Genomic DNA, 20,411 nt, shown 5'->3' with positions numbered 1-20,411 from the left:
CGTCAGAAAGTTGCTTTCATTCAGCCTCAGTACAGACTGCCAGTACCAGAAAAATAGACGAACGGTAGCTCTCACCCTTGTTCCAAAGACGGCCATGGGCCCGTTCATTGTAGTCGTGCAGCAGCACACGCGAAGCCTCTAGGAGAGAGACTTCGTGTGGTAGGCAACATTCGGGGGATGTGACGAGAGGTGCAGCTCAGGGCGCCAGGCGCTCGCGCGTCCACTCGCCGGCTTGCAGGCGATAGTTCAGGCGGTCATGCAGGCGGCTGGCGCGGCCCTGCCAGAACTCGATGCGCTCGGGCAGCAGGCGATAGCCACCCCAATGCTCAGGACAGTCGGGTTGGGTGTCGCTGAAACGCTGCTCGGTAGCCTTGAGCAAATCCTGCAGCGCTTCACGGTCACGAATGACTTGGCTCTGCGGCGAGGCCCAAGCACCAAGTCGGCTGCCCAACGGGCGGACCTGATAATAAGCATCCGACTCTTCAGGCGTGACCTTGACCACCCGCCCTTCGATACGCACCTGGCGCTCCAAGGTGGGCCAGAAGAACGTCATGGCCGCAAAAGGCCGCGCCGCAAGCTGTTCGCCCTTGGCGCTCTGATAATTGGTGAAGAAGGTAAAGCCCTGTGCATCCAACCCCTTGAGCAACAGGATGCGACAGTGCGGGCGACCGTCCTGGTCGACCGTGGCCAGGGTCATGGCATTGGCCTCCACCGGTGGCTGCTCGGTTTTCACCGCGTCGCCAAACCACTGGTGGAACAACGCAAACGGCTCGCCCGGGGCCTGGGCCTCGCTCAAACCATCGCGTGTGTAGTCACGGCGCATATCGGCCAGTGCCTGGGTCATGCGGCTTTATCCTTATGGTTCAGCAGATCAGTTTTTCGCCTGGTCGTTGGCAGCCGGTGTCGCGGCCTTGGCTTTGGCTGGGGCTGGCTTCTTGGCAGCTGGCTTAGCCGGGGCTTTTTTAGCGGCGGGCTTGGCAGCGGCTTTCTTCGCTGGAGCCTTTTTCGCCGGAGCTTTTGCAGCAGGCGCCGGAGCAGGCACATTCTGCACAGCCACCATTTCGGCTACAGGCGGTGTCTTGCCCGAGTTGTACTTGCTCAGCAGGGCCAACATAGTTGTACGCTGAGTGAACATGATTTCCATGCGACGGTTCAGCGCACGCCCCTGATTGCTGTCGTTGGCAGCACGCGGCATAAGGTCGCCCATGCCGCGCAGCATCAGGCGGTCTTGCTTGAGGCCGCTGAGGCTGAAAATCGAGGCGATCGATTGCGCGCGCTCTTTGGTCAAGGCCTGGCTCGCCGGGGCGGCGCCGGTGGCATCAACGTGGCCCAGGACCAGTACAGCGGTCTTTGGGTCAGCTTCAACAGCCTTGGCAACACGGGTGAACGGGCCCAGGGTAACCGGCAGCAGCATCGCCGGGCGTTTCGGGTTGTAGGAACCGTCTACCGGGGCAATCACCACCAGTACGTTGTCGCGACGTTCCAGTTGCAGGTTGCTGTCCTTGATAGCAGCGCGCAAGCGCGGCTCATAGTCATCCAGCCAGGCTTGGGTGATTTTCGGGTCGGGCATCGGCACGTTGGTCACGTCGACCTTGGCCAGTGGCTTTGGCTTGCTCTCGAACGGCCACCACCAGCGTGGCTCGCTGTCAGTCTTGGCGACTGCAGGCGTCGCCGGGTCGGCGGCCTTAAGGTCGGCTTTCAGGTCAGCCTTGGCATCGGCGGCCTTTTCGTCGGCGCTTTTGGAAGAGAACGGCCACCAGCTAGAGCCGTCGGCATCAGCCTTGGCTACCGGGGCAGCAGCGGGCGCAGGAGCAGCAGCAGCAGCCACCGGCGCGGCAGGCTTGGCGCCAGCGGCTGGTTTTGCATCCGGCTTGGCGTCGGTCTGGGTTACTGCGTCCTTGGTAGCAGCCTTGTCAGATCCAAATGACCACCAATGCCCGCCTTCGGCATCATTTTGTGGAGTTTGTGCGCAGCCAGTAATAGTGAGGCACAGCGCCAGTGCCAAGGACTTGTTCGATAACATGAGATATCCACAAAATGAGAAAAAACCGGGGGGTCTGGTTGACCCGTTAAACAGACGCTTACAGAACATTAAAGTTACAAAATTTCGTTCAGCGCCTTCTTATAGTTGCCTTTGTAACAAAAAAACGTGAAACAGCAAGCTCTTTACAGACAACCGGCCAATATTCCGACCAACTTCTGTGCACGCGGGTCCATAAGTACGTAAGGCCCCAGTGTATTAGTCACGAAACCGAACGCTACATCATGTTCCGGGTCGGCAAACCCCACCGAACCCCCAGCCCCAGGATGGCCAAACGCACGTGGGCCAAGGCCGAACGTGGCATTGGGCAAGTGCGGTTGATCCAACATGCAACCCAAACCGAAACGGGTTTGGGTCAATAAGGTTTTATCCGGCCCGACACTGTGTTCGCGGGTCAATTGTTCGAGCATGTCGCTTTCCAGCAAACTACCGTCCAACAATCCGCTATAAAAACCCGCCAGGCTGCGCGCATTACCGTGACCATTTGCCGCTGGCTGCTGCATGCGCCGCCATTCGGGCTTATTAGTGCTGGTCAGAATAGACGGTGGGTTGGCAAATGCACGCGTAGTCATGGCCGCAGGTTCGCGCATCATTACTTGCAGTAATCGTTGCGCGGCCTCATCGCCCATATTGCCTTTGCTGCGCGCTATATGGGCAACACGATAAAACTCTTCATCCGCCAAACCCACGTGGAAGTCCAGGCCCAATGGCCGCGCAACCCGCGCGACGATCGACTCACCCGGCCCACGCCCGTCGGCACGGCGCAGCAATTCACCGACCAGCCAGCCGTAAGTGATGGCCTCATAGCCATGCCCTTCGCCCGGCGTCCACCACGGAGCTTCGGCCGCCAGGGTGTCGACCATCAGTTGCCAGTCGTACAAGGCTTGGGCCGGCAGCATCTCGCGGATCGCCGGCAGCCCGGCCTGATGGCAGAGCAGCTGGCGCAGCGTGATGGTTTCTTTACCGGCCGCCGCAAACTCGGGCCAATAGTCAGCCACGGGCGCATCGAGTTTCAACTTGCCCTCGGCCACCAATTGCAGGGCGGTGACGGCGGTGAAGGTCTTGGTGCAGGAGAACAGGTTGACGAGGGTGTCGCTGTGCCAGGCTTCAGCACCGTCTTTGTCGGCGGTGCCGGCCCACAGGTCGACGACGGTTTCGCCGCCGATCTGGATACACAGCCCAGCACCACGCTCCTGCGGGTCATCGAACAACGCGGCGAACGCTTCACGTACCGCTTCGAACTGAAGTTCGTAATGACCCTGAATCTGCACCTGACCCGCCTCGGAAAACCCTGTAAGAAGTGGCCGTCATTGTTCCAGTCATTAGGGGTTTTGTGAACCCGTCATCGATGAATCAATGGCCGTTTCCAGAGTGACCGCCGGCGTGCCCGGCGCCCTGCCCCGCGCCTTTGCCTGCACTCCCCGACCTGCCGCCTTCGCTCTCACGAACCGCGCTGGCGGCCTTGGCCTTTTGCGCCTCTTTACCCAACTGATCGACCGCCGCCAGGTTGCTTTTACGCACGCTGTCGACAAAGCCCTGGAACGGCACATCGGTGATGCCGACAAGACCGAAGTGTCCGTTTTCACCGTCCAGCAGACGCCCGGTCACTGGTTGGTCCAAGTACTGGAACCAGTGCACACCGACAATCGACGGCTCAGCCATGGCCTGCTTGAGGAAGTTGTTGTAGGCCACGCCACGGTCTTCTTCCTTGGCCAACTGCGTCACGCCGCCCCAGAACGGGCCACGGTCCGCCGAGCCGAAGTTGAACTCGGTGATCAGCACCGGCTTATCCAAGGCTCGCAGAGCGGCAAAGTCATAACCATCCTGCGGCTTGAGGGTGTACATGTTGAAGCTCAGCACATCGCAATACTGCGCGCAGGACGCCACGGCCTCCGGGGTGCTCACGGCATAACGGCCGCCCAGCAGCAACTGGTTGGGCGCGTGCCATTTCAGCGAATCGGAGATGGTCTTGAAATACGCATCGGCGAAGGTCTTCTGGAAGTATTTAAAGTCAGCTTCGATCTCCGGATGCTCAGGGTTTGGCATCGGCGGCTCGAAGCCTGGGTCTTCCATCAGCTCCCAGCCCGCCAGGTGAATGCCCCAAGCCTTCGACAGGCCGTCTTCATTGCGGTACTTGTCGCGCAGTTGCTTGAGGAATGCGCGCTTGGCCGGTACGTCGGTGGTCATGCGCAGCGTGCCGTAGGCCAAGGCGTAACGGGATTTTGCATCGTCGCCGGGGCCGGCCCAGGCCAGCTCGTTGTCGGCAAAGAAGCCGATCAGCCACGGGTCGTCGCGGTGATCGCGAGCAGCAATGGCCACCGCACGTTCAGTGGCCATGGCAAAACGCGGGTCGAACGGGTCGGGCATGCCGCCCCACCAGTCGGTGCCGGTGCTGATGCTGGCGTAGTCACCGACAATCGACAGCGGCAAGGTGTACGGCACGCGGTCGGCGCGGGCCAAATCCTCGTCGCTCCAGTTGCCCACAGTATTGAAACCCCAGGCTTGCAGGCGGTCTAGGGTGTGCGTGACCCAGCGCTTCTGATCAAAACCGTCGGTGCCGTAAGCACGCTGCAGGTTGGCGCCGTAGAAATCGTACCAACGCCCCACATTGAAGCCCCGGCCTTGGTCGGCGCCGTTGCCGCCGCGGTTATCACCACTGCCGTAGTACGTGTCGAACGGCTCGCCGGCCTTGGGCAGCGCGGCAAACATCCACTCGCGACCGGCCACATAGGTCTGGTTGTTGTCCGGCGCCACGGTGTTGACGCCCAAGGAGTAGAACGGATGGCCTTCCGGCGTCACCAAGAACCAGCGACCGTCGCGTTTCTCGGTGCGGAAAAAACCGCTGGCTTCAAACGCCGGGCCTTTGTTCCAGCCGCCGTATTGGTCCAGGGAAGACTTGTCGCGCTCAGCCAGCCAGCCCTTGAGTTGTAGCTGCTCTTTGGCTGCTGCGGCCTTGAGTTGTTCATCGTTGCTGACCTTTTCGGGCCAGCGCGCGCGGGTGGACTGGCCATACGCATCCACCAGTTCGCTGTAGGCCACCTTCAGCACCGGCTCGCTGTCCTGAACCCCGAAGCGTTCCAACAGGATGCTTTGCGCGGCGTTGGGCTTGACCATCGACAGGGTGACCGACGCCACCTGGCTGCGGTCGATTTCCCCGGCGCTGCCCGCCAGCAATACACGCTGGCCGTCCACGGTGATCGGCATCGGCGGGCCGGCTTTCATGCCTTGGCTCAGCGGGGTGTTGGCTTGCAGCGGTATCAGCAGGGTCTGCGCTGGCCCGGCTGGCAGGTCGATGCGGCTGACCAAGGTTTTACCGTCGGTGCTTTGCACTTTGACGTAGAGGGTCAGCGCCCAGTCCATCGCGCTCTGGATACGCAGGCTCATGGCGCCGGACTGCGACCAGTCCCACACGCCGGTCTGCGGGCTGAGCACCAGGCTCGGCTCAGCCGCCGGGTTGAAGGTGATGCGGCGCAGCACTTCACCTTCAGCAGTTTGTTCGGCGTTGTATTGCGGCAGGCTGGCGTCCAGGGTCGCCACCTTGACCACATCGGCAGGCCGGACGAAATTGAACAGCGTTTGTTGCCCGGCAGGCGCGGCCATCAGGGGCGCAGCGAACAACAAGGCAAAAAGAGCGGGCAGCGTGCGAATCATACGAACAAGGTTCTCCCAAACGGCCGGTGACTGGCCTGATGACATACATCGATAGCAGTGAGATAGACCACGAAGTGGGCGAATTCGCCCACGGCGGCTTAAGAAATTTCGCGCCTGAACGGCGGCAAAGCATTGAGGATGGCTTTGCCATAGCGCTGCGTGACCAAACGGCGGTCGAGCAAGGTGATGGTGCCCCGGTCTTCCTCGGTACGCAGCAAGCGCCCGCAGGCCTGAACCAGCTTCAAGGAAGCATCCGGCACCGAGATCTCCATGAACGGGTTACCGCCACGGGCTTCGATCCATTCGGCCAAAGCCGCCTCGACCGGATCATCCGGCACCGAAAACGGGATCTTGGCGATCACCACGTGCTCACAGTAGGCACCGGGCAAGTCCACGCCTTCGGCGAAACTGGCCAGGCCGAACAGCACGCTGGAATCGCCACCATCGACGCGCGCCTTGTGCTTGTTCAGGGTTTCCTGCTTGGACAGGTTGCCCTGGATAAACACTTGCTTGCGCCAGTCGCGGTCGAGGCCGTCGAACACGTCCTGCATCTGTTTGCGCGAGGAGAACAGCACCAGGGTGCCCCGCGAGCCTTCAACCAACGCCGGCAGGTCGCGGATGATCGCCGCCGTGTGCGCCGGCGCGTCCCGTGGGTCGGCCTTGAGGTCCGGCACCCGCAGCACACCCGCATCGGCGTGGTGGAACGGGCTCGGCACCACGGCGGTGACGGCTTTTTTCGGCAGGCCGGCACGCATGCGGAAGCGGTCGAAGGTGCCCAGGGCCGTCAGCGTGGCCGAGGTCACCAGGCAACCGTAGGCCACGTTCCACAAGTTGCGGCGCAACATTTCGGCGGCAAGGATCGGGCTGGCGTTAACCTCGATATCAAACAGCGCGCCGCTTTCTGACAAGGTCAGCCAACGCGCCATTGGCGGGTTGTCTTCCGGGTCTTCGACGGTGAAGGCGGTCCACAACTCCCAGTTGCCCTGGGAACGCGACAACAGGCTACCGAACAGCGGATACCATTCTTCAGCCTGGTTGCTGGCGATGCCGATGTTGACCTCGCCGTCCATGCCTTCCTTGAGCAAGTCGGTCAGGCGGGTGAACAGGTCGGTCAGGCGCGAAAAGCCCTTCTTGAGCTCGATGCCCATTTCACGCATGTGCTCGGGGATCAACCCGCCGACAAAGCGGTGACGCGGCCGCTCGCGGCCCTCCACGTCTTCGCCGGGCTTGAAGTCGGCGACCTGTTCGCAGGCGCTGAACATGAACTGCTGCTGGGTCTTGATCTCGCGCGCCAGCTCCGGCACCTGCTCGATCAGCTTGCCCAGGTCGCCGGGCAGCGGGTGCTGGGCCAGCAACTTGGTGAGGTTCTTGGCGGTGGTTTCCAGCCAGTCGGCAGTGGAGCGCAAGCGCGTGTAGTGGGCGAAGTGGCCGATAGCCTTGTCGGGCAGGTGATGGCCTTCGTCGAATACGTAAAGGGTGTCGCGCGGGTCCGGCAGCACGGCGCCGCCGCCCAGGGCCAGGTCAGCCAGGACCATGTCGTGGTTGGTGACGATCACGTCGACCTTGCCCATGCCTTCGCGGGCCTTGTAGAAGGCGCACTGGCCGAAGTTGGGGCAATGGCGGTTGGTGCACTGACTGTGGTCGGTGGTCAGGCGTGCCCAGTCGGCATCTTCCAGGGCGGTGGGCCAACTGTCGCGGTCGCCGTCCCATTTATTGCCGGCCAGCTTTTCGATCATGCTGGTAAACAGCTTCTGGCTGACTTCATCAACCTCGATCTTGAAGCCTTCTTCTTCGAACAGCGACGCCGTGGCGGTTTGCGCGTGACCTTCCTGCAGCAATACATCGAGCTTGGACAGGCACATGTAGCGGCCACGCCCCTTGGCCAGGGCGAAGGTGAAATTCAAGCCGCTGTTGCGCATCAGGTCAGGCAGGTCTTTGTAGACAATCTGCTCTTGCAGGGCGACGGTGGCGGTGGCGATCACCAGGCGCTTGCCGGCGGCCTTGGCAGTCGGGATCGCGGCCAAGCTGTAGGCCACGGTCTTGCCGGTGCCGGTGCCGGCCTCGACGGCCACGATCGCGGGGTCGCCACTGCGCCGACCTTCGTCGTCGGTGTCGATATCCCCGAGGACTTTGGCGACTTCGGCGATCATCAGGCGTTGGCCGTAGCGCGGTTTCAAGCTCTTGGCTTCGAGAAAACGCGAATAGGCGCCCTGGATCGTGGTTTTAAGTTCAGTGCTGATCATGGATAGTCGGGCGCAAAAAACGCTGGATAAATTTTCAGTGGTTCGGATCGGCCGCTATCATACCCCGCTAATTAATCCCGCGCAGAACGGAGTACCACAATGACCGCGTTTAGCCTCGCTTACACCCTGCATGTATTGGCCGCCCTGGTTTGGGTCGGCGGTATGTTTTTCGCCTGGATGATCCTGCGCCCCGCCGCCATGGCGGCACTTGAGGGCCCTGCCCGGCTCAAGCTGTGGGCGAATGTGTTTCAACGTTTTTTCGTGTGGGTCTGGGTCGCGGTGGCGGTTTTGCCGATCAGCGGCATCGGCCTGCTGCAACTGCGCTTCAGCGGGTTTGAGACCGCGCCGCGCTATGTGCAAGTGATGATGGGCTTGTATCTGGTGATGACGGCGCTGTTTATCCGTATCCAGGCGTTGAAGTTCCCGGAACTGCGCAAGGCGGTGGCGGCTGAGGATTGGCCGACAGGTGCGGCTGCGCTGGGGCAGATTCGCAAGTTGGTGGGGATTAATCTGATTGTTGGGTTGGTGGTGGTGGCGATTGCTTCGGCTCGGCCGATGTTCTGAGGCGATCTTTATTCCGCCATTGCGGGCAAGCCCGGCTCCCACAGGTAATCGCATTTCAATGTGGGAGTCGGGCTTGCCCGCGATGGTGTCAGACCAGGCGACTCAGAGCCGCTGAATAGTCACAGCCCCCGCAGGCCCTGCCGGCCCCGGTTGCCCTTCCAAGCCAGGTCGGCCCTTGTCGCCACCATCGGCGCGATACACCACGCAGCCTTTGGATTGCCCACCTTTACCCGGCTTACCCGCCGTGCCGGCCAAACCGCCGGCCCCGCCATCCACCCAGACTTTGATCTGCTCCGCCGGGAAGCTCTGCGGCAGCTCGACACGCACGGTCGCGCCCGCCGCGCCTGGCAGGCCATCGCCACCGTTATCGCCATTGGCGCCGCGCCCGGCCGAACCCCAGGTGCAACCCGGGTCCACGCCGTTGGCGCCATCCAGGCCCGCATAACCTTGGGCACCGGCGCCGCCACGGGCATCCACCGACAGCTCTTCGGCGCTCAGGGCATTGATGCGCAAGACCAAATCACGCCCGGCCTTGGCCGGCCGTTCGTGGGTCCCGGGAGCGCCGCGCGAGGTGATCTGGCTGCCATGTTCCAGCTGCGCATTGCGCACCTGCAATTGCAGCGCGGTATTGCCGGGGGCGATGGCGATACGCGCCTCACGCCCCAAATGCAGCTCATCCACCGTGACTTGGCTGATGGTGGCCGGCACCAGCAACGTGCCGTAGTCCGCCACATCCAGGCGTTCGAGCTGCAACACGCTGGTACTGCTGGGCAGGCGCATCAGCGAGTTGGTTTCGACACTGACGCTCTGGGCCAGGGCAATGGGGCTGACCAACAGGGCCAACAGAAAAACCTTACGCATGATTGGCCTCCTTGTTCGTTTCATCAATTGCGGCAGGCGCCGACAGGCCCCGCACATGGAACATCCCCACCAGCAGAATCTGCAAGCGGTCACGCCAAGGGTGGGCACGGTGTTTCAAGCTGCTGTTGAACAACAGCAGTTCCAACAGATGGGTCAGGAACAACAGACTGCCGGCCAGGCTGACCAACAGGTGGAACGGATTGGCGAGCGGCCGGAACAGATTGACCACTACCACGACCCAGAACAGCAACGTCAGAAACTTTCCCAACCCCCAAAACACCTTCATCCCGCATGCCCCTGCCTATTATTCTTTGGGCGCACAGTACCGACTTCTGCAGGCGATTTGCCAGTGAAGGTTGAAAAAACTTGATAAAGGGCTGGTTTGCCTGCGGTTTCGACGAGGATCGCCAGCAATGCCCCTGTGGCTCCCACAGGGGCAAAGGCCGTCAGCGGCTGATTTTGATTTCCACACGGCGGTTCAACGCGCGCCCGTCAGCGGCATTGTTATCGGCTACCGGCTGGCTTTCGCCCGCACCGACCACCGATACAAAGTTGCTGCGCGGCACGCCCGCGCTAACCAGGTAATCCGTCACCGAGTGCGCGCGTTTTTCCGAGAGTTTCTGGTTATAGGCGTCTTTGCCGACGCTGTCGGTGTGCCCACTGACCCGCAGCTGCGCACTCGGGGCTTCCTGTTTCAGGCGCGTGGCGATGGTGTCGAGCTTGGTTTTGTCCGCCGCCGTGAGCTTGGCCGAGTCGAACTGGAAGTGCACATCGCGGATCACGATGGTTTCTTCCTTGACTACCACCACCTCCTCAACCACGGCCGCCACCGGCACCGGAGGGCAACCGTTCACATCCACCTGCATGCCTTTCGGTGTGCCCGGGCACTTGTCACGGCTGTCCGGTACGCCATCGCCATCTTCGTCGCCATCGCCGTGCACCCAGCAATAGGCGCCAGCCATGCCGCCGATCAGCAGCGCGCCAGCGCCGGCGTACGCCGAACTTTCAGTGGCGCCAATCGCAGCGCCCGTCACACCACCGACTGCGGCACAGGTGGGCCAATCGGTTTTTTGCAAACCTGCGCAACCTGTCAATACTCCGGTTAGCAGAACCAAGGGTAGAGCTGTCCGCATGATGCTCATTTGATTTCTCCTGAGGGGGTCGGCGAGGGCCGACAGGTGGAGTAAAGACGGCTCTTTTCATCTGCGCCACTGCGCCGCACCCCCGTATTTATTGAGGTTGGCCGTTCACGCAGGACTTTTCGCCGCCGCCCGCTCTAGGCCCGCAGGCTCAGCCGCGCTAGTCTCTAGGGTCCTGATGTGAGGATCTCTGATGATCGCTGGTATTTCTTCCCGTACGCCACAGCAAGCGCTGGCCGCTTTGCTGGATCTGCACCAGCCCAAACGCCTGTTGCTGTTGGGCGCCAGCCAGTTTCCGGCGCTGGAGGCGTTTCAAGCCGAGCACCCGGGCACCGTTGTCGCCATCGCTGCGCCCGGGCCATTGCCGGCAGAGCTGGCGGCGCAGCGTTTTGACTTGGCGCTGGTGGTCGATTGCCTGGAGCACCTGTCAAAACCGCAAGGCCTGACCTTGCTCGGCGGCATTCGCAACCTCAATGCCAGCCGCATTGCGGTGCTGGCCGATCTGGGCGCCTGCGGCTGGAAGGACACCGACTTCTTCTCCCTGGCCCTGCAGGCCGGCGAACGGTTCCAGCGCGATGATCAGGTTCTGACGCTGTTTACCTATGATCTGCTTGACTATAAACAGGTGCCGGACTGGCTCAACGCCCGCTTTTGGGCCAACCCGGAAAACTTCGGAAAGTATTGGTGGTAACCATGAGTACATCCATTTGCCCCTGTGGCAGCGGCAATCTGCTGGAGGCCTGCTGCGGCCATTATCACGCCGGCCACCCGGCGCCCTGCGCCACCGCGCTGATGCGCTCGCGCTACAGTGCCTATGTGCTGGGGCTGGTGGACTATCTGGTCGCCACCACGTTGCCCGCGCAACAAGCCGGCCTGGACCGCGTCGCCATCGGCACCTGGAGTGCCCAGAGCACCTGGCTCGGCCTTGAAGTGGAAAGCTCCGAGGTGTTTGGCGGCCAGCCGGAGCATGCCTTTGTGACCTTTACCGCGCGCTGGCACGACAGCACCGGCGAACACAGCCACCGTGAGCAGTCGTCTTTCGTACAGAATGAGGGGCGCTGGTACTTCATCGACCCGACGGTGGAGGTGAAGGCAGGGCGCAATGATGTATGTTTGTGTGGCAGTGGGCAGAAATTCAAGAAGTGCTGCTCCAGCTACCTCTAACCACCACAGGACTCACGCCATGCTTCGGATTTACAGCTTGATGCTGGCGTTAACCCTGGGCCTGAGCGGTTGCGCCTCGTGGTTCGCAGACGATGCGCCCGCGCCCCATGTATCGCTGGTGAAAGTCGAAGTGGTGCGGGCCAAGTTACTGGAGCAGAAATTCAAGCTGTACTTTCGCGTCGACAACCGCGACGACGCCGACCTCACAGTGCGCGGCCTGATCTACAAGGTCAGCCTGGACGATTTTGTGCTGACCGAAGGCGAGTCCAACGAATGGCTGACCGTGCCACCGCGCGGCCACGCTTTTTTCAGGGTGACGGTGCGCACCAACCTTTGGCCGCAGATACGCGATGTAGTGCAGATGCTGAAGAATCCGAGCAAGCCCGTGCCCTATCGCCTGGAGGGCGAGCTGAAAACCGGATTATTCATCGGTAATGACGTGCAGGTGGCCCACAATGGCGAGATAATCCCCGGCGATTTTATTCCGGAGCGACATCGATGACTCAGCAACCCCATGTCCATGGTCCTGACTGCAACCACGATCACGATCACGATCATCATGATCACGACCACGGCCATGTCCACGGCCCGAACTGCGGCCACGCTCACCAAGAGCCGGTGCGCAATGCGTTGAAGGACGTTGGCCGCAACGATCCTTGCCCGTGCGGCAGTGAAAAGAAATTCAAGAAGTGCCACGGGGCATAAGCCGCGCTGAAGATCCAAATGTGGGAGCGCCGCTCCCACATTGATTTGCGCAAGACTTAAGTTCTCACGCTTAACCCAAAACTCCTGCTTGCGTCGTTTCGCCGCGCTCACTAACGTAGCGCCTTTAATGACGCTACCCCCCGCAGGAGCTTTGCCATGGCCTCGCCAGCCCTCTCACATTTTCTTCCCCGGTTCGGCGTTGCCGCGGCAGTGGCCAGTGCATTAAGCCTGGCCGGTTGCCAGCTCCAGAGCACCCAGGACACCCTGCCGCCCGTTGCCGGCGTGCAGCCGATCAAAGGCCTGGCCCAGAATGTATCGGTACGCCGCAATGCCCAGGGCATGCCGCTGATCGAAAGCAACACCTTCCATGACGCGCTGTTCAGCCTCGGTTATGTACACGCCAGCGACCGCATCACGCAGATGGTCACCTTGCGCCTCTTGGCCCAGGGCCGTCTGGCGGAAATGTCCGGGCCGCAAGTGCTGGACGTCGACCGCTTCATGCGCGCGGTCAACCTGAAAAAAAGCGCCGGCGAGCTGTATAACGCCTCGTCGCCGCGCCTCAAGCGCTTCTTTGAAGTGTATGCCCGTGGCGTCAACGCCTACCTGTTCCGCTACCGCGACAAGCTGCCGCCGGACCTGGCCCAGACCGGCTACAAGCCTGAGTACTGGAAGCCGGAAGATTCGGCGCTGTTGTTCTCCCTGCTGAATTTCAGCGAGTCGAGCAACCTGCAGGAAGAACTCTCGTCGCTGGTGCTGGCGCAGAAAGTCGGGGTCGACAAGCTCGCCTGGCTCACCCCTAGCGCGCCGGATGAGCCGATCCCACTGGCCGAAACCGACAAGCTCAAGGGCGTGAACCTGGGGCAGATCACCGGCCTCGCCGGGTTGGACGCCGTCGGCCAGCAACTCAACAGCCTCAATGCACTGGCGGTGACGACCTCGAGTAACTGGGCGATCGGCCCACAACGCAGCCGCAGCGGCAAAAGCCTGCTGGCCAGCGACCTTGCCGCCCAGCCGCAAGCGCCGTCGCCGTGGAGCTACGTGCAGATTCGCGCACCGAAATACCAAGCGGTCGGCGCCTCGATTGCCGGCCTGCCGACCCTGTTGTCCGGCTTCAACGGCAAAGTGGCGTGGAGCATGAGTGCGGTCAAAGGCGACACCCAGGACCTGTTCCTGGAAAAGGTCAAACGCCAAGGCAGCGCGTTGTACTACGAGAACAACGGCAAATGGCTACCGGCCACCGTGCGTAACGAAACCTTCTTCGCCAAGGGCCAGCGGCCACTGCGCGAAGTGGTATACGAAACCCGCCACGGCGCCCTGCTCAACAGCAGCCAGGCCCTGAACACCGGTTTCGGCCTGGCCCTGCAAACCGCCGACTTCAAGGACGACAAGAGCCTGGATGCGTTCTTCGACCTGTCCCGTGCGCAAAACGCCGGCAAGGCCTCGGACGCAACCCGGGAAATCCGCGCGATTGCCCTGAACATGATCTTCGCCGACGCCAGCAACATCGGCTGGCAAGTCACCGGCCGCTTCCCCAACCGCCGCGAAGGCGAAGGCCTGCTGCCCTCGCCGGGCTGGGACACACGCTTTGACTGGGACGGTTACGCCGACGCGATGCTGCACCCGTATGATCAGGACCCGGCCCAAGGCTGGATCGGCACCGCCAACCAGCGCACCGCGCCGCGCGGCTATGGCATGCAGTTGTCCAACTCCTGGGATGCGCCGGAGCGCAGCGAGCGCCTGGCGCAACTGGCCAATGCCGGCAAGCATGACAGCCGCAGCATGATCGCCATGCAATACGACCAGACCACCACATTCGCCGCCAAGCTCAAGACTATGTTCCAGGCGCCGGGTATGGCTCAGCCGTTGAAACAGGCGATTGATGCACTGCCGGCGGCCGACGCGACCAAGGCCCGCGAGGCGCTGAACCGCCTGATGGCGTTTGATGGGCGCCTGGCGCCGACTTCCGCCGACGCGGCGATCTATGAGCTGTTCCTACAGGAAAGCACGAAGCAGATCTTCCTCGACGAACTCGGCCCGGAAAACAGCGCCAGCTGGAAAGCCTTTATCAGCAACGCCAACCTGTCCTACTCCGCCAACGCCGACCACCTGCTGGGCCGCGAAGACAGCCCGTTCTGGGACGACGCGCGCACCGCGCAGAAAGAAGACAAACCGGCGATCCTGGCCCGCAGCCTGGCTGCCGCAATCACAGCTGGCGACAGTCAGTTAGGTGGCGACCACAAGGCCTGGCAGTGGGGCAAACTGCACAGCACCACCTGGAAAAACACCAACGGCCAGGTGATTCGCGGCCCGCTGGCCAGTGGCGGCGACCACAACACCTTGAACTCGGCGCCGTACAGTTGGGGCCAGGACTTCAACACCACTCAGGTGCCGGCGCTGCGCATGATTGTCGACTTCGGCCAGGTGGAACCGATGATGGGCCAGGGCGGCATCGGCCAATCCGGCAACCCGGCCAGCCCGAACTATGCGAACGGCATCGATGCGTCGCTCAAGGCGCAATACCTGAGCTTCCCGATGCAGCCGCAGAACTTTGAGAAGGTGTATGGGAAGACTCGGTTGACCCTCACTCCCGGCAAGTAATGATCGTTCCCACGCTCTGCGTGGCAATGCCTCCTGTGACGCTCCGCGTCACGCCATAAAAAAGCGGACGCAGAGCGTCCAGGGCTGCATTCCCACGCTCTGCGTGGGAACGATCCCACTGCATGCATTCCGATAGAACTTCTGCGCTGCGCCTCTCCTCCTATTTGATAAGCCCATTGCCCCGGCACGCCCATGGACCTTGTCATTGCCCGGCCCGAAGGCCTCTACTGCCCCGCGGGAGATTTTTACATCGACCCCTGGCGCCCGGTGGAACGCTCAGTCATTACCCACGCCCACGGCGACCACGCCCGCACCGGCAACCAGCATTACCTGGCCGCCGCGCCCGGCGAAGGCATCCTGCGCTCGCGCCTGGGCCAGGACATCAACCTGCAAACCCTGGCCTATGGCGAAAAACTCGTGCACCACGGCGTGACCCTGAGTTTTCACCCTGCCGGGCATGTACTGGGCTCAGCCCAGGTGCGCCTGGAATATCAGGGCGAAGTCTGGGTCGCGTCCGGCGACTACAAGGTCGAACCCGACGGCACCTGCGCGCCGTTCGAACCCGTGCGTTGCCACACCTTTATCACCGAATCCACCTTTGGCCTGCCGATCTACCGCTGGCAGCCCCAAGCGCAGATCTTCGCCGGGATCAATGACTGGTGGCAGGCCAATAGTGCCGCCGGCAAGGCCAGCGTGTTGTTCTGTTATTCGTTCGGCAAAGCCCAGCGCATCCTGCATGGTATCGACGCCAGCATCGGCCCGATCCTCAGCCATGGCGCGGTCGAACCCTTGAACCGTGTGTACCGAGAGGCCGGGGTGTATATCCCCGAAACCCTCTACGCCGGCGACTTCAAAAAGACCGACCCGTTACTGCGCCAAGCGCTGATCATCGCCCCGCCGTCCGCGGGCGGAAGCAGTTGGATCAAGCGCTTCGGCGACTACAGCGACGCCTTCGCCAGTGGCTGGATGCGCCTGCGCGGCACACGGCGGCGGCGCGGTGTGGACCGCGGCTTTGTGCTATCGGACCACGCCGACTGGCCGGGGCTACTGTGGGCCATCGAACACACCGGCGCCGAACGGGTGATGGTCACACACGGGTCTGTCGGCGTATTGGTGCGCCACCTGCGGGAAAAAGGCCTGGATGCCCAGGGCTTCAGCACCGAATACGGCGATGACGAAGAAGAGGCCACGGCATGAAAGCCTTCGCCGAGTTGTATGCCAACCTCGACGCCACCACGTCCAGCAATGCCAAGCTCACGGCGCTGCAAGCCTACTTTCGCCAAGCCCCGCCTGAGGATGCCGCATGGGCGGTGTACTTTCTGTCCGGCGGGCGGCCTCGGCAACTAGTGCCCACGCGCCTGCTTCGGGACATGGCCACCGAAGCATCGGGCATCGAACCGTGGTTGTTCGAAGAGAGCTACCAGTCGGTGGGTGACCTGGCCGAAACCATTTCCTTGCTGCTGCCGGAATCCACTTACACCTCGCAAGACGGCCTGGCGGTGTGGCTGGAAGAAAAACTCCTGCCCCTGCGTGGTTTGCCGCCGCTGGAATTGGCCGAGCGCCTACCCGCGTTATGGGCACAATTGGATCAGCCGAGCCTGATGGTGTGCATCAAGTTGATCACCGGCAGCTTTCGCGTGGGCGTGTCCAAACTGCTGGTGACCCGCGCCCTCGCGGCCATGGCTGACCTGGACAGTAAACGCGTTGCCCAGCGGCTGGTGGGCTACACCGACTTGTCCAATCGTCCTACGGCAGAGGGCTACCTCAAGCTGATCGCCGCCGAATCGTCCGACGAGCATGCGCAACGCGGCGGGCAGCCTTATCCGTTTTTTCTCGCCCATGGCCTGTCGCAACCGGTGGAGCAATTCGACGCCCTGCTCGGTTCGCCCGCCGACTGGCAGGTGGAATGGAAGTGGGATGGCATTCGCGCGCAACTGGTCAAGCGTGAGGGCCGGCTGTGGGTTTGGTCCCGGGGTGAAGAGCTGGTTACTGAACGTTTCCCGGAACTGCACAGCCTGGTCAGCGGCTTGCCGGACGGCACAGTCATCGACGGCGAAATCGTGGTGTGGAAGGCGTCGGTGCAACCCTTCGCCCTGCTGCAGCAGCGGATTGGCCGTAAGACCCTGAGCAAAAAAATCCTCGAGGACGCGCCCGTCGCCGTCCTGGCCTACGACCTGTTGGAACATCAGGGCGCCGACTGGCGCAACCGCACCCAGGCCGAGCGCCGCGCCCAGCTTGAGCAGGTGATTGCTCAGTGCAAGCAGCCGGTGCTGCTGCCATCACCGTTGCTGACGGGCACGAGTTGGGCCGACCTGGCCCAGCAACGTGAAGACTCTCGCCGCCTCGGCGTGGAAGGCATGATGCTCAAGGCCAAGGATGGCCTGTACGGCGTGGGCCGCACCAAGGACATGGGCGTGTGGTGGAAATGGAAAGTCGACCCGTTCAGCGTCGATGCGGTGTTGATCTACGCCCAGCGCGGCCATGGTCGCCGCGCCAGCTTATATAGCGACTACACCTTTGCGGTGTGGGACGGCCCGCCAGGCACGGAGCGCACGTTAGTGCCATTCGCCAAGGCCTATTCAGGGCTGACCGACGAGGAAATGCGCAAGGTTGACGCTATCGTGCGCAAAACCACGGTAGAGAAATTCGGCCCGGTCAGCAGCGTGACGCCGAGCATGGTGTTTGAACTGGGGTTTGAAGGGATTACCCTGTCCAAGCGGCATAAGAGCGGAATTGCGGTGCGGTTTCCCAGGATGTTGCGGTGGCGGCAGGATAAGGCGGTGGATGAGGCTGACAACCTAGGAACTTTGCAAGATCTATTGCCCTGACTGGTCACTTACAAACCATGCAAAACCATGTGGGAGCCGGGCTTGCCCGCGATGGCGGTGGGTCAGGTAAATAGATTGGGCCTGACCCACCACCATCGCAGGCAAGCCAGCTCCCACATTTTGATCTGCGTCAGATCCAAAATGGTGCACTGAAAAATCAACGCCCATTTTCGGGCATCTCCTACACTCAGATCTCCCTTATCCCACCTTTTAAAAAGCTCATTCGGAACTACATTCGGAACTATGGTGCAGAAATTGCTACTTGTGATCCGTCTGACACCGTTCAGTAACAGTCCTAAACGCGCCACAAGCGCTTATCTTGGTTTCCAGGGATTACATAATGAAAAAAGCATTGCTGACCCTTTCTGCACTGGCTCTGTGCATGGCTGCTGGTGTTGCGACAGCCAAGGAATACAAGGAATTGCGTTTTGGTGTCGATCCTTCCTACGCGCCGTTCGAATCCAAGGCCGCCGATGGCAGCCTGGTGGGCTTCGATATCGACCTGGGCAATGCGATCTGCGCCGAGCTGAAGGTTAAGTGCAAGTGGGTTGAAAGTGACTTCGACGGCATGATTCCAGGCCTCAACGCCAACAAGTTCGACGGCGTGATTTCCTCGATGACAGTGACCGAAGCCCGTGAAAAGGCGATCGACTTCTCCAGCGAGCTGTTCTCCGGCCCAACTTCCCTGGTGTTCAAAAAAGGCGCGAACTACTCCACGCCTGAGTCCCTCAAGGGCAAATCGGTAGGCTACGAGCAAGGCACTATTCAGGAAGCCTACGCCAAGGCGGTACTGGACAAGGCCGGTGTGACCACCAAGGCCTACGCCAACCAGGATCAGGTGTATGCCGATCTGACGTCCGGCCGTCTCGACGCTTCGGTGCAGGACATGCTGCAAGCCGAACTGGGCTTTTTGAAGTCGCCGGCAGGCGCTGACTACGAAGTCAGCAAGGCCATCGACGACCCATTGCTGCCGTCCAAAACGGCGGTCGGTATCAAACAAGGTAACAAAGACCTCAAGGCCTTACTCGATAAAGGTATCAAAGCGTTACACGATGATGGTACCTACGCCACTATCCAGAAGAAACACTTCGGCGATCTGAACCTGTACAGCGGTAAATAACACCCTGGCGCCCACCTGTTTCAGGTGGGCGCTTTTTTATCGCCATAGGTCCTGAATTCATGTTTGAAGATCTTTTGCAAACCCTGGGGCTGAGTGCCTTCAGTTTGAAGGGGTTCGGCCCGCTGTTGCTGCAAGGTACGTGGATGACCGTGAAACTGTCGGTCGCCTCCCTGGCCGTCAGCGTCCTGCTGGGCCTGATCGGCGCCAGCGCGAAACTGTCCAGCGTCAGCCTGATCCGCATCCCCGCCCAGCTCTACACCACCTTGATTCGCGGCGTGCCCGACCTGGTGCTGATGTTGCTGATTTTCTACAGCCTGCAAATCTGGTTGACCGGTTTTACCGACTTTATGGAATGGGACTACATCGAGATCGACCCATTCAGCGCCGGGGTCATCACCCTGGGCTTCATTTACGGTGCCTACTTCACCGAGACCTTTCGCGGCGCGATCCTCGCGGTGCCGCGTGGCCAGTTGGAAGCGGCGACCGCCTACGGGCTCAAGCGCGGGCAACGGTTTCGCTACGTGACCTTCCCGCAGATGATGCGCTTTGCCCTGCCGGGCATCGGCAATAACTGGATGGTGATGCTCAAGGCCACGGCGCTGGTGTCGATCATCGGTCTCGCGGACCTGGTCAAGGCGGCTCAGGATGCCGGCAAGAGCACCTATCAACTGTTCTATTTCCTGGTCATCGCAGCGTTTATCTACCTGCTGATCACCAGCGCCTCCAACTTCGTCCTGCGTCGGCTTGAACGTCGCTACTCCGCTGGGTCCCGGGAGGCCGTGCGATGATCGAACTTGTGCAGCAATACTGGCGCCCCTTCCTTTATAGCGACGGCCAAAACATCACCGGGCTGGCGATGACCCTGTGGCTGCTCGGCGCCTCGCTGGTGATTGGTTTTCTGGTGTCGATCCCGCTGTCCATCGCCCGCGTTTCGCGCAAGCGCTACATACGCTGGCCGGTGCAGTTCTACACCTACCTGTTTCGGGGTACGCCGCTGTATATCCAACTGCTGATCTGCTACACCGGGATCTACAGCATTGCGGCCGTGCGTGCGCAACCGGTGCTGGATGCGTTCTTTCGTGATGCGATGAACTGCACCATCCTCGCCTTCGCCCTGAACACCTGCGCCTACACCACCGAGATTTTTGCCGGCTCGATCCGCAGCATGGCCCACGGTGAAGTCGAAGCGGCCAAGGCCTACGGCTTAAGCGGCTGGAAGCTGTACGCCTATGTGATCATGCCGTCGGCCCTGCGCCGCTCGTTGCCGTACTACAGCAATGAAGTGATCCTGATGCTGCACTCGACCACCGTGGCGTTTACCGCGACGGTGCCGGACATTCTCAAGGTAGCGCGGGATGCCAACTCGGCTACCTACATGACCTTTCAATCATTCGGCATCGCTGCGCTGATCTACCTGACTGTGACCTTTGCCCTGGTGGGGCTGTTTCGTCTGGCGGAGCGCCGTTGGCTGGCCTTTCTCGGGCCGAGCCACTAAGG

Annotated in this window: 19 protein-coding genes; 11 read left to right on the top strand and 8 right to left on the bottom strand. The window is 61.5% G+C overall.

Annotation, left to right across the window (positions count from 1 at the left end):
- Window positions 1–196 precede the first annotated feature (196 nt).
- The 5 genes from pdxH to dinG form a co-directional block, all read right to left on the bottom strand.
- Window positions 197–844, bottom strand: a complete 648-nt coding sequence (gene pdxH, locus ACI77I_RS06150) for a pyridoxamine 5'-phosphate oxidase (RefSeq protein WP_406997135.1) — start codon at window positions 842–844, stop codon at window positions 197–199.
- A 27-nt stretch (window positions 845–871) separates the two neighbouring features.
- Window positions 872–2,023 (bottom strand): OmpA family protein, encoded by a 1,152-nt coding sequence (locus ACI77I_RS06145; RefSeq protein WP_406997134.1) that lies wholly within the window; start codon window positions 2,021–2,023, stop codon window positions 872–874.
- A gap of 143 nt (window positions 2,024–2,166) precedes the next feature.
- A complete protein-coding gene (locus ACI77I_RS06140) occupies window positions 2,167–3,312 on the bottom strand; it encodes a serine hydrolase domain-containing protein (protein WP_094950013.1) in 1,146 nt (381 codons plus the stop codon).
- A gap of 82 nt (window positions 3,313–3,394) precedes the next feature.
- Window positions 3,395–5,692, bottom strand: a complete 2,298-nt coding sequence (locus ACI77I_RS06135) for a beta-galactosidase (protein WP_242154789.1) — start codon at window positions 5,690–5,692, stop codon at window positions 3,395–3,397.
- Between the two features lie 98 nt (window positions 5,693–5,790).
- Window positions 5,791–7,935: an ATP-dependent DNA helicase DinG gene (dinG, locus tag ACI77I_RS06130; protein ID WP_094950015.1), complete on the bottom strand. Its 2,145-nt coding sequence runs from the start codon at window positions 7,933–7,935 to the stop codon at window positions 5,791–5,793.
- A 99-nt stretch (window positions 7,936–8,034) separates the two neighbouring features.
- On the opposite strand from dinG, the gene ACI77I_RS06125 reads away from it, so the two are divergent.
- On the top strand, window positions 8,035–8,499 hold the full coding sequence (locus ACI77I_RS06125; protein ID WP_242154787.1) for a CopD family protein: 465 nt from the start codon (window positions 8,035–8,037) through the stop codon (window positions 8,497–8,499).
- 102 nt (window positions 8,500–8,601) lie between these two features.
- Here ACI77I_RS06125 and ACI77I_RS06120 read toward each other — a convergent pair whose 3' ends face one another.
- From ACI77I_RS06120 to ACI77I_RS06110, 3 genes are all read right to left on the bottom strand, one after another.
- On the bottom strand, window positions 8,602–9,360 hold the full coding sequence (locus ACI77I_RS06120) for a hypothetical protein (protein ID WP_094950017.1): 759 nt from the start codon (window positions 9,358–9,360) through the stop codon (window positions 8,602–8,604).
- Window positions 9,353–9,646, bottom strand: a complete 294-nt coding sequence (locus ACI77I_RS06115) for a DUF1145 domain-containing protein (RefSeq protein WP_094950018.1) — start codon at window positions 9,644–9,646, stop codon at window positions 9,353–9,355. Before ACI77I_RS06115 ends, ACI77I_RS06120 begins: the two co-directional genes overlap by 8 nt.
- Window positions 9,647–9,806: 160 nt before the next feature.
- Window positions 9,807–10,502 (bottom strand): OmpA family protein, encoded by a 696-nt coding sequence (locus ACI77I_RS06110; protein WP_094950019.1) that lies wholly within the window; start codon window positions 10,500–10,502, stop codon window positions 9,807–9,809.
- A gap of 190 nt (window positions 10,503–10,692) precedes the next feature.
- Between ACI77I_RS06110 and ACI77I_RS06105 the strand changes: the two genes are divergently transcribed.
- The 10 genes from ACI77I_RS06105 (at window position 10,693) to ACI77I_RS06060 (ending at window position 20,409) form a co-directional block, all read left to right on the top strand.
- A complete protein-coding gene (locus ACI77I_RS06105) occupies window positions 10,693–11,190 on the top strand; it encodes a DUF6231 family protein (RefSeq protein WP_094950020.1) in 498 nt (165 codons plus the stop codon).
- Between the two features lie 2 nt (window positions 11,191–11,192).
- Window positions 11,193–11,663 carry a YchJ family protein gene (locus ACI77I_RS06100; protein ID WP_094950021.1) on the top strand — a complete coding sequence of 157 codons (471 nt, stop codon included), beginning with the start codon at window positions 11,193–11,195 and terminating at the stop codon, window positions 11,661–11,663.
- 19 nt (window positions 11,664–11,682) lie between these two features.
- Window positions 11,683–12,165: an LEA type 2 family protein gene (locus ACI77I_RS06095; protein WP_094950022.1), complete on the top strand. Its 483-nt coding sequence runs from the start codon at window positions 11,683–11,685 to the stop codon at window positions 12,163–12,165.
- Complete coding sequence (locus tag ACI77I_RS06090) at window positions 12,162–12,368, top strand: SEC-C metal-binding domain-containing protein (RefSeq protein ID WP_034137262.1); 207 nt, start codon at window positions 12,162–12,164, stop codon at window positions 12,366–12,368. Before ACI77I_RS06095 ends, ACI77I_RS06090 begins: the two co-directional genes overlap by 4 nt.
- Window positions 12,369–12,524: 156 nt before the next feature.
- Window positions 12,525–14,966, top strand: coding sequence for a penicillin acylase family protein (locus ACI77I_RS06085; RefSeq protein WP_406997133.1), 2,442 nt, complete (start codon window positions 12,525–12,527; stop codon window positions 14,964–14,966).
- A gap of 192 nt (window positions 14,967–15,158) precedes the next feature.
- Complete coding sequence (locus ACI77I_RS06080; protein WP_094950024.1) at window positions 15,159–16,163, top strand: ligase-associated DNA damage response exonuclease; 1,005 nt, start codon at window positions 15,159–15,161, stop codon at window positions 16,161–16,163.
- Complete coding sequence (locus ACI77I_RS06075; RefSeq protein ID WP_406997132.1) at window positions 16,160–17,794, top strand: ATP-dependent DNA ligase; 1,635 nt, start codon at window positions 16,160–16,162, stop codon at window positions 17,792–17,794. The genes ACI77I_RS06080 and ACI77I_RS06075 overlap by 4 nt, the downstream gene beginning before the upstream one ends.
- 340 nt (window positions 17,795–18,134) lie before the next feature.
- On the top strand, window positions 18,135–18,914 hold the full coding sequence (locus tag ACI77I_RS06070; protein WP_094950026.1) for a transporter substrate-binding domain-containing protein: 780 nt from the start codon (window positions 18,135–18,137) through the stop codon (window positions 18,912–18,914).
- A 59-nt stretch (window positions 18,915–18,973) separates the two neighbouring features.
- A complete protein-coding gene (locus tag ACI77I_RS06065) occupies window positions 18,974–19,702 on the top strand; it encodes an ABC transporter permease (RefSeq protein ID WP_094950027.1) in 729 nt (242 codons plus the stop codon).
- On the top strand, window positions 19,699–20,409 hold the full coding sequence (locus ACI77I_RS06060) for an ABC transporter permease (protein WP_406997131.1): 711 nt from the start codon (window positions 19,699–19,701) through the stop codon (window positions 20,407–20,409). The genes ACI77I_RS06065 and ACI77I_RS06060 overlap by 4 nt, the downstream gene beginning before the upstream one ends.
- Window positions 20,410–20,411 lie beyond the last annotated feature (2 nt).

Origin of the sequence: Pseudomonas sp. D47, assembly GCF_045447305.1 — a bacterium.
Classification (GTDB): domain Bacteria; phylum Pseudomonadota; class Gammaproteobacteria; order Pseudomonadales; family Pseudomonadaceae; genus Aquipseudomonas.
The sequence above is the reverse complement of the archived record's forward strand: the minus strand, read 5'-3'. Positions and strand labels throughout refer to the sequence as shown.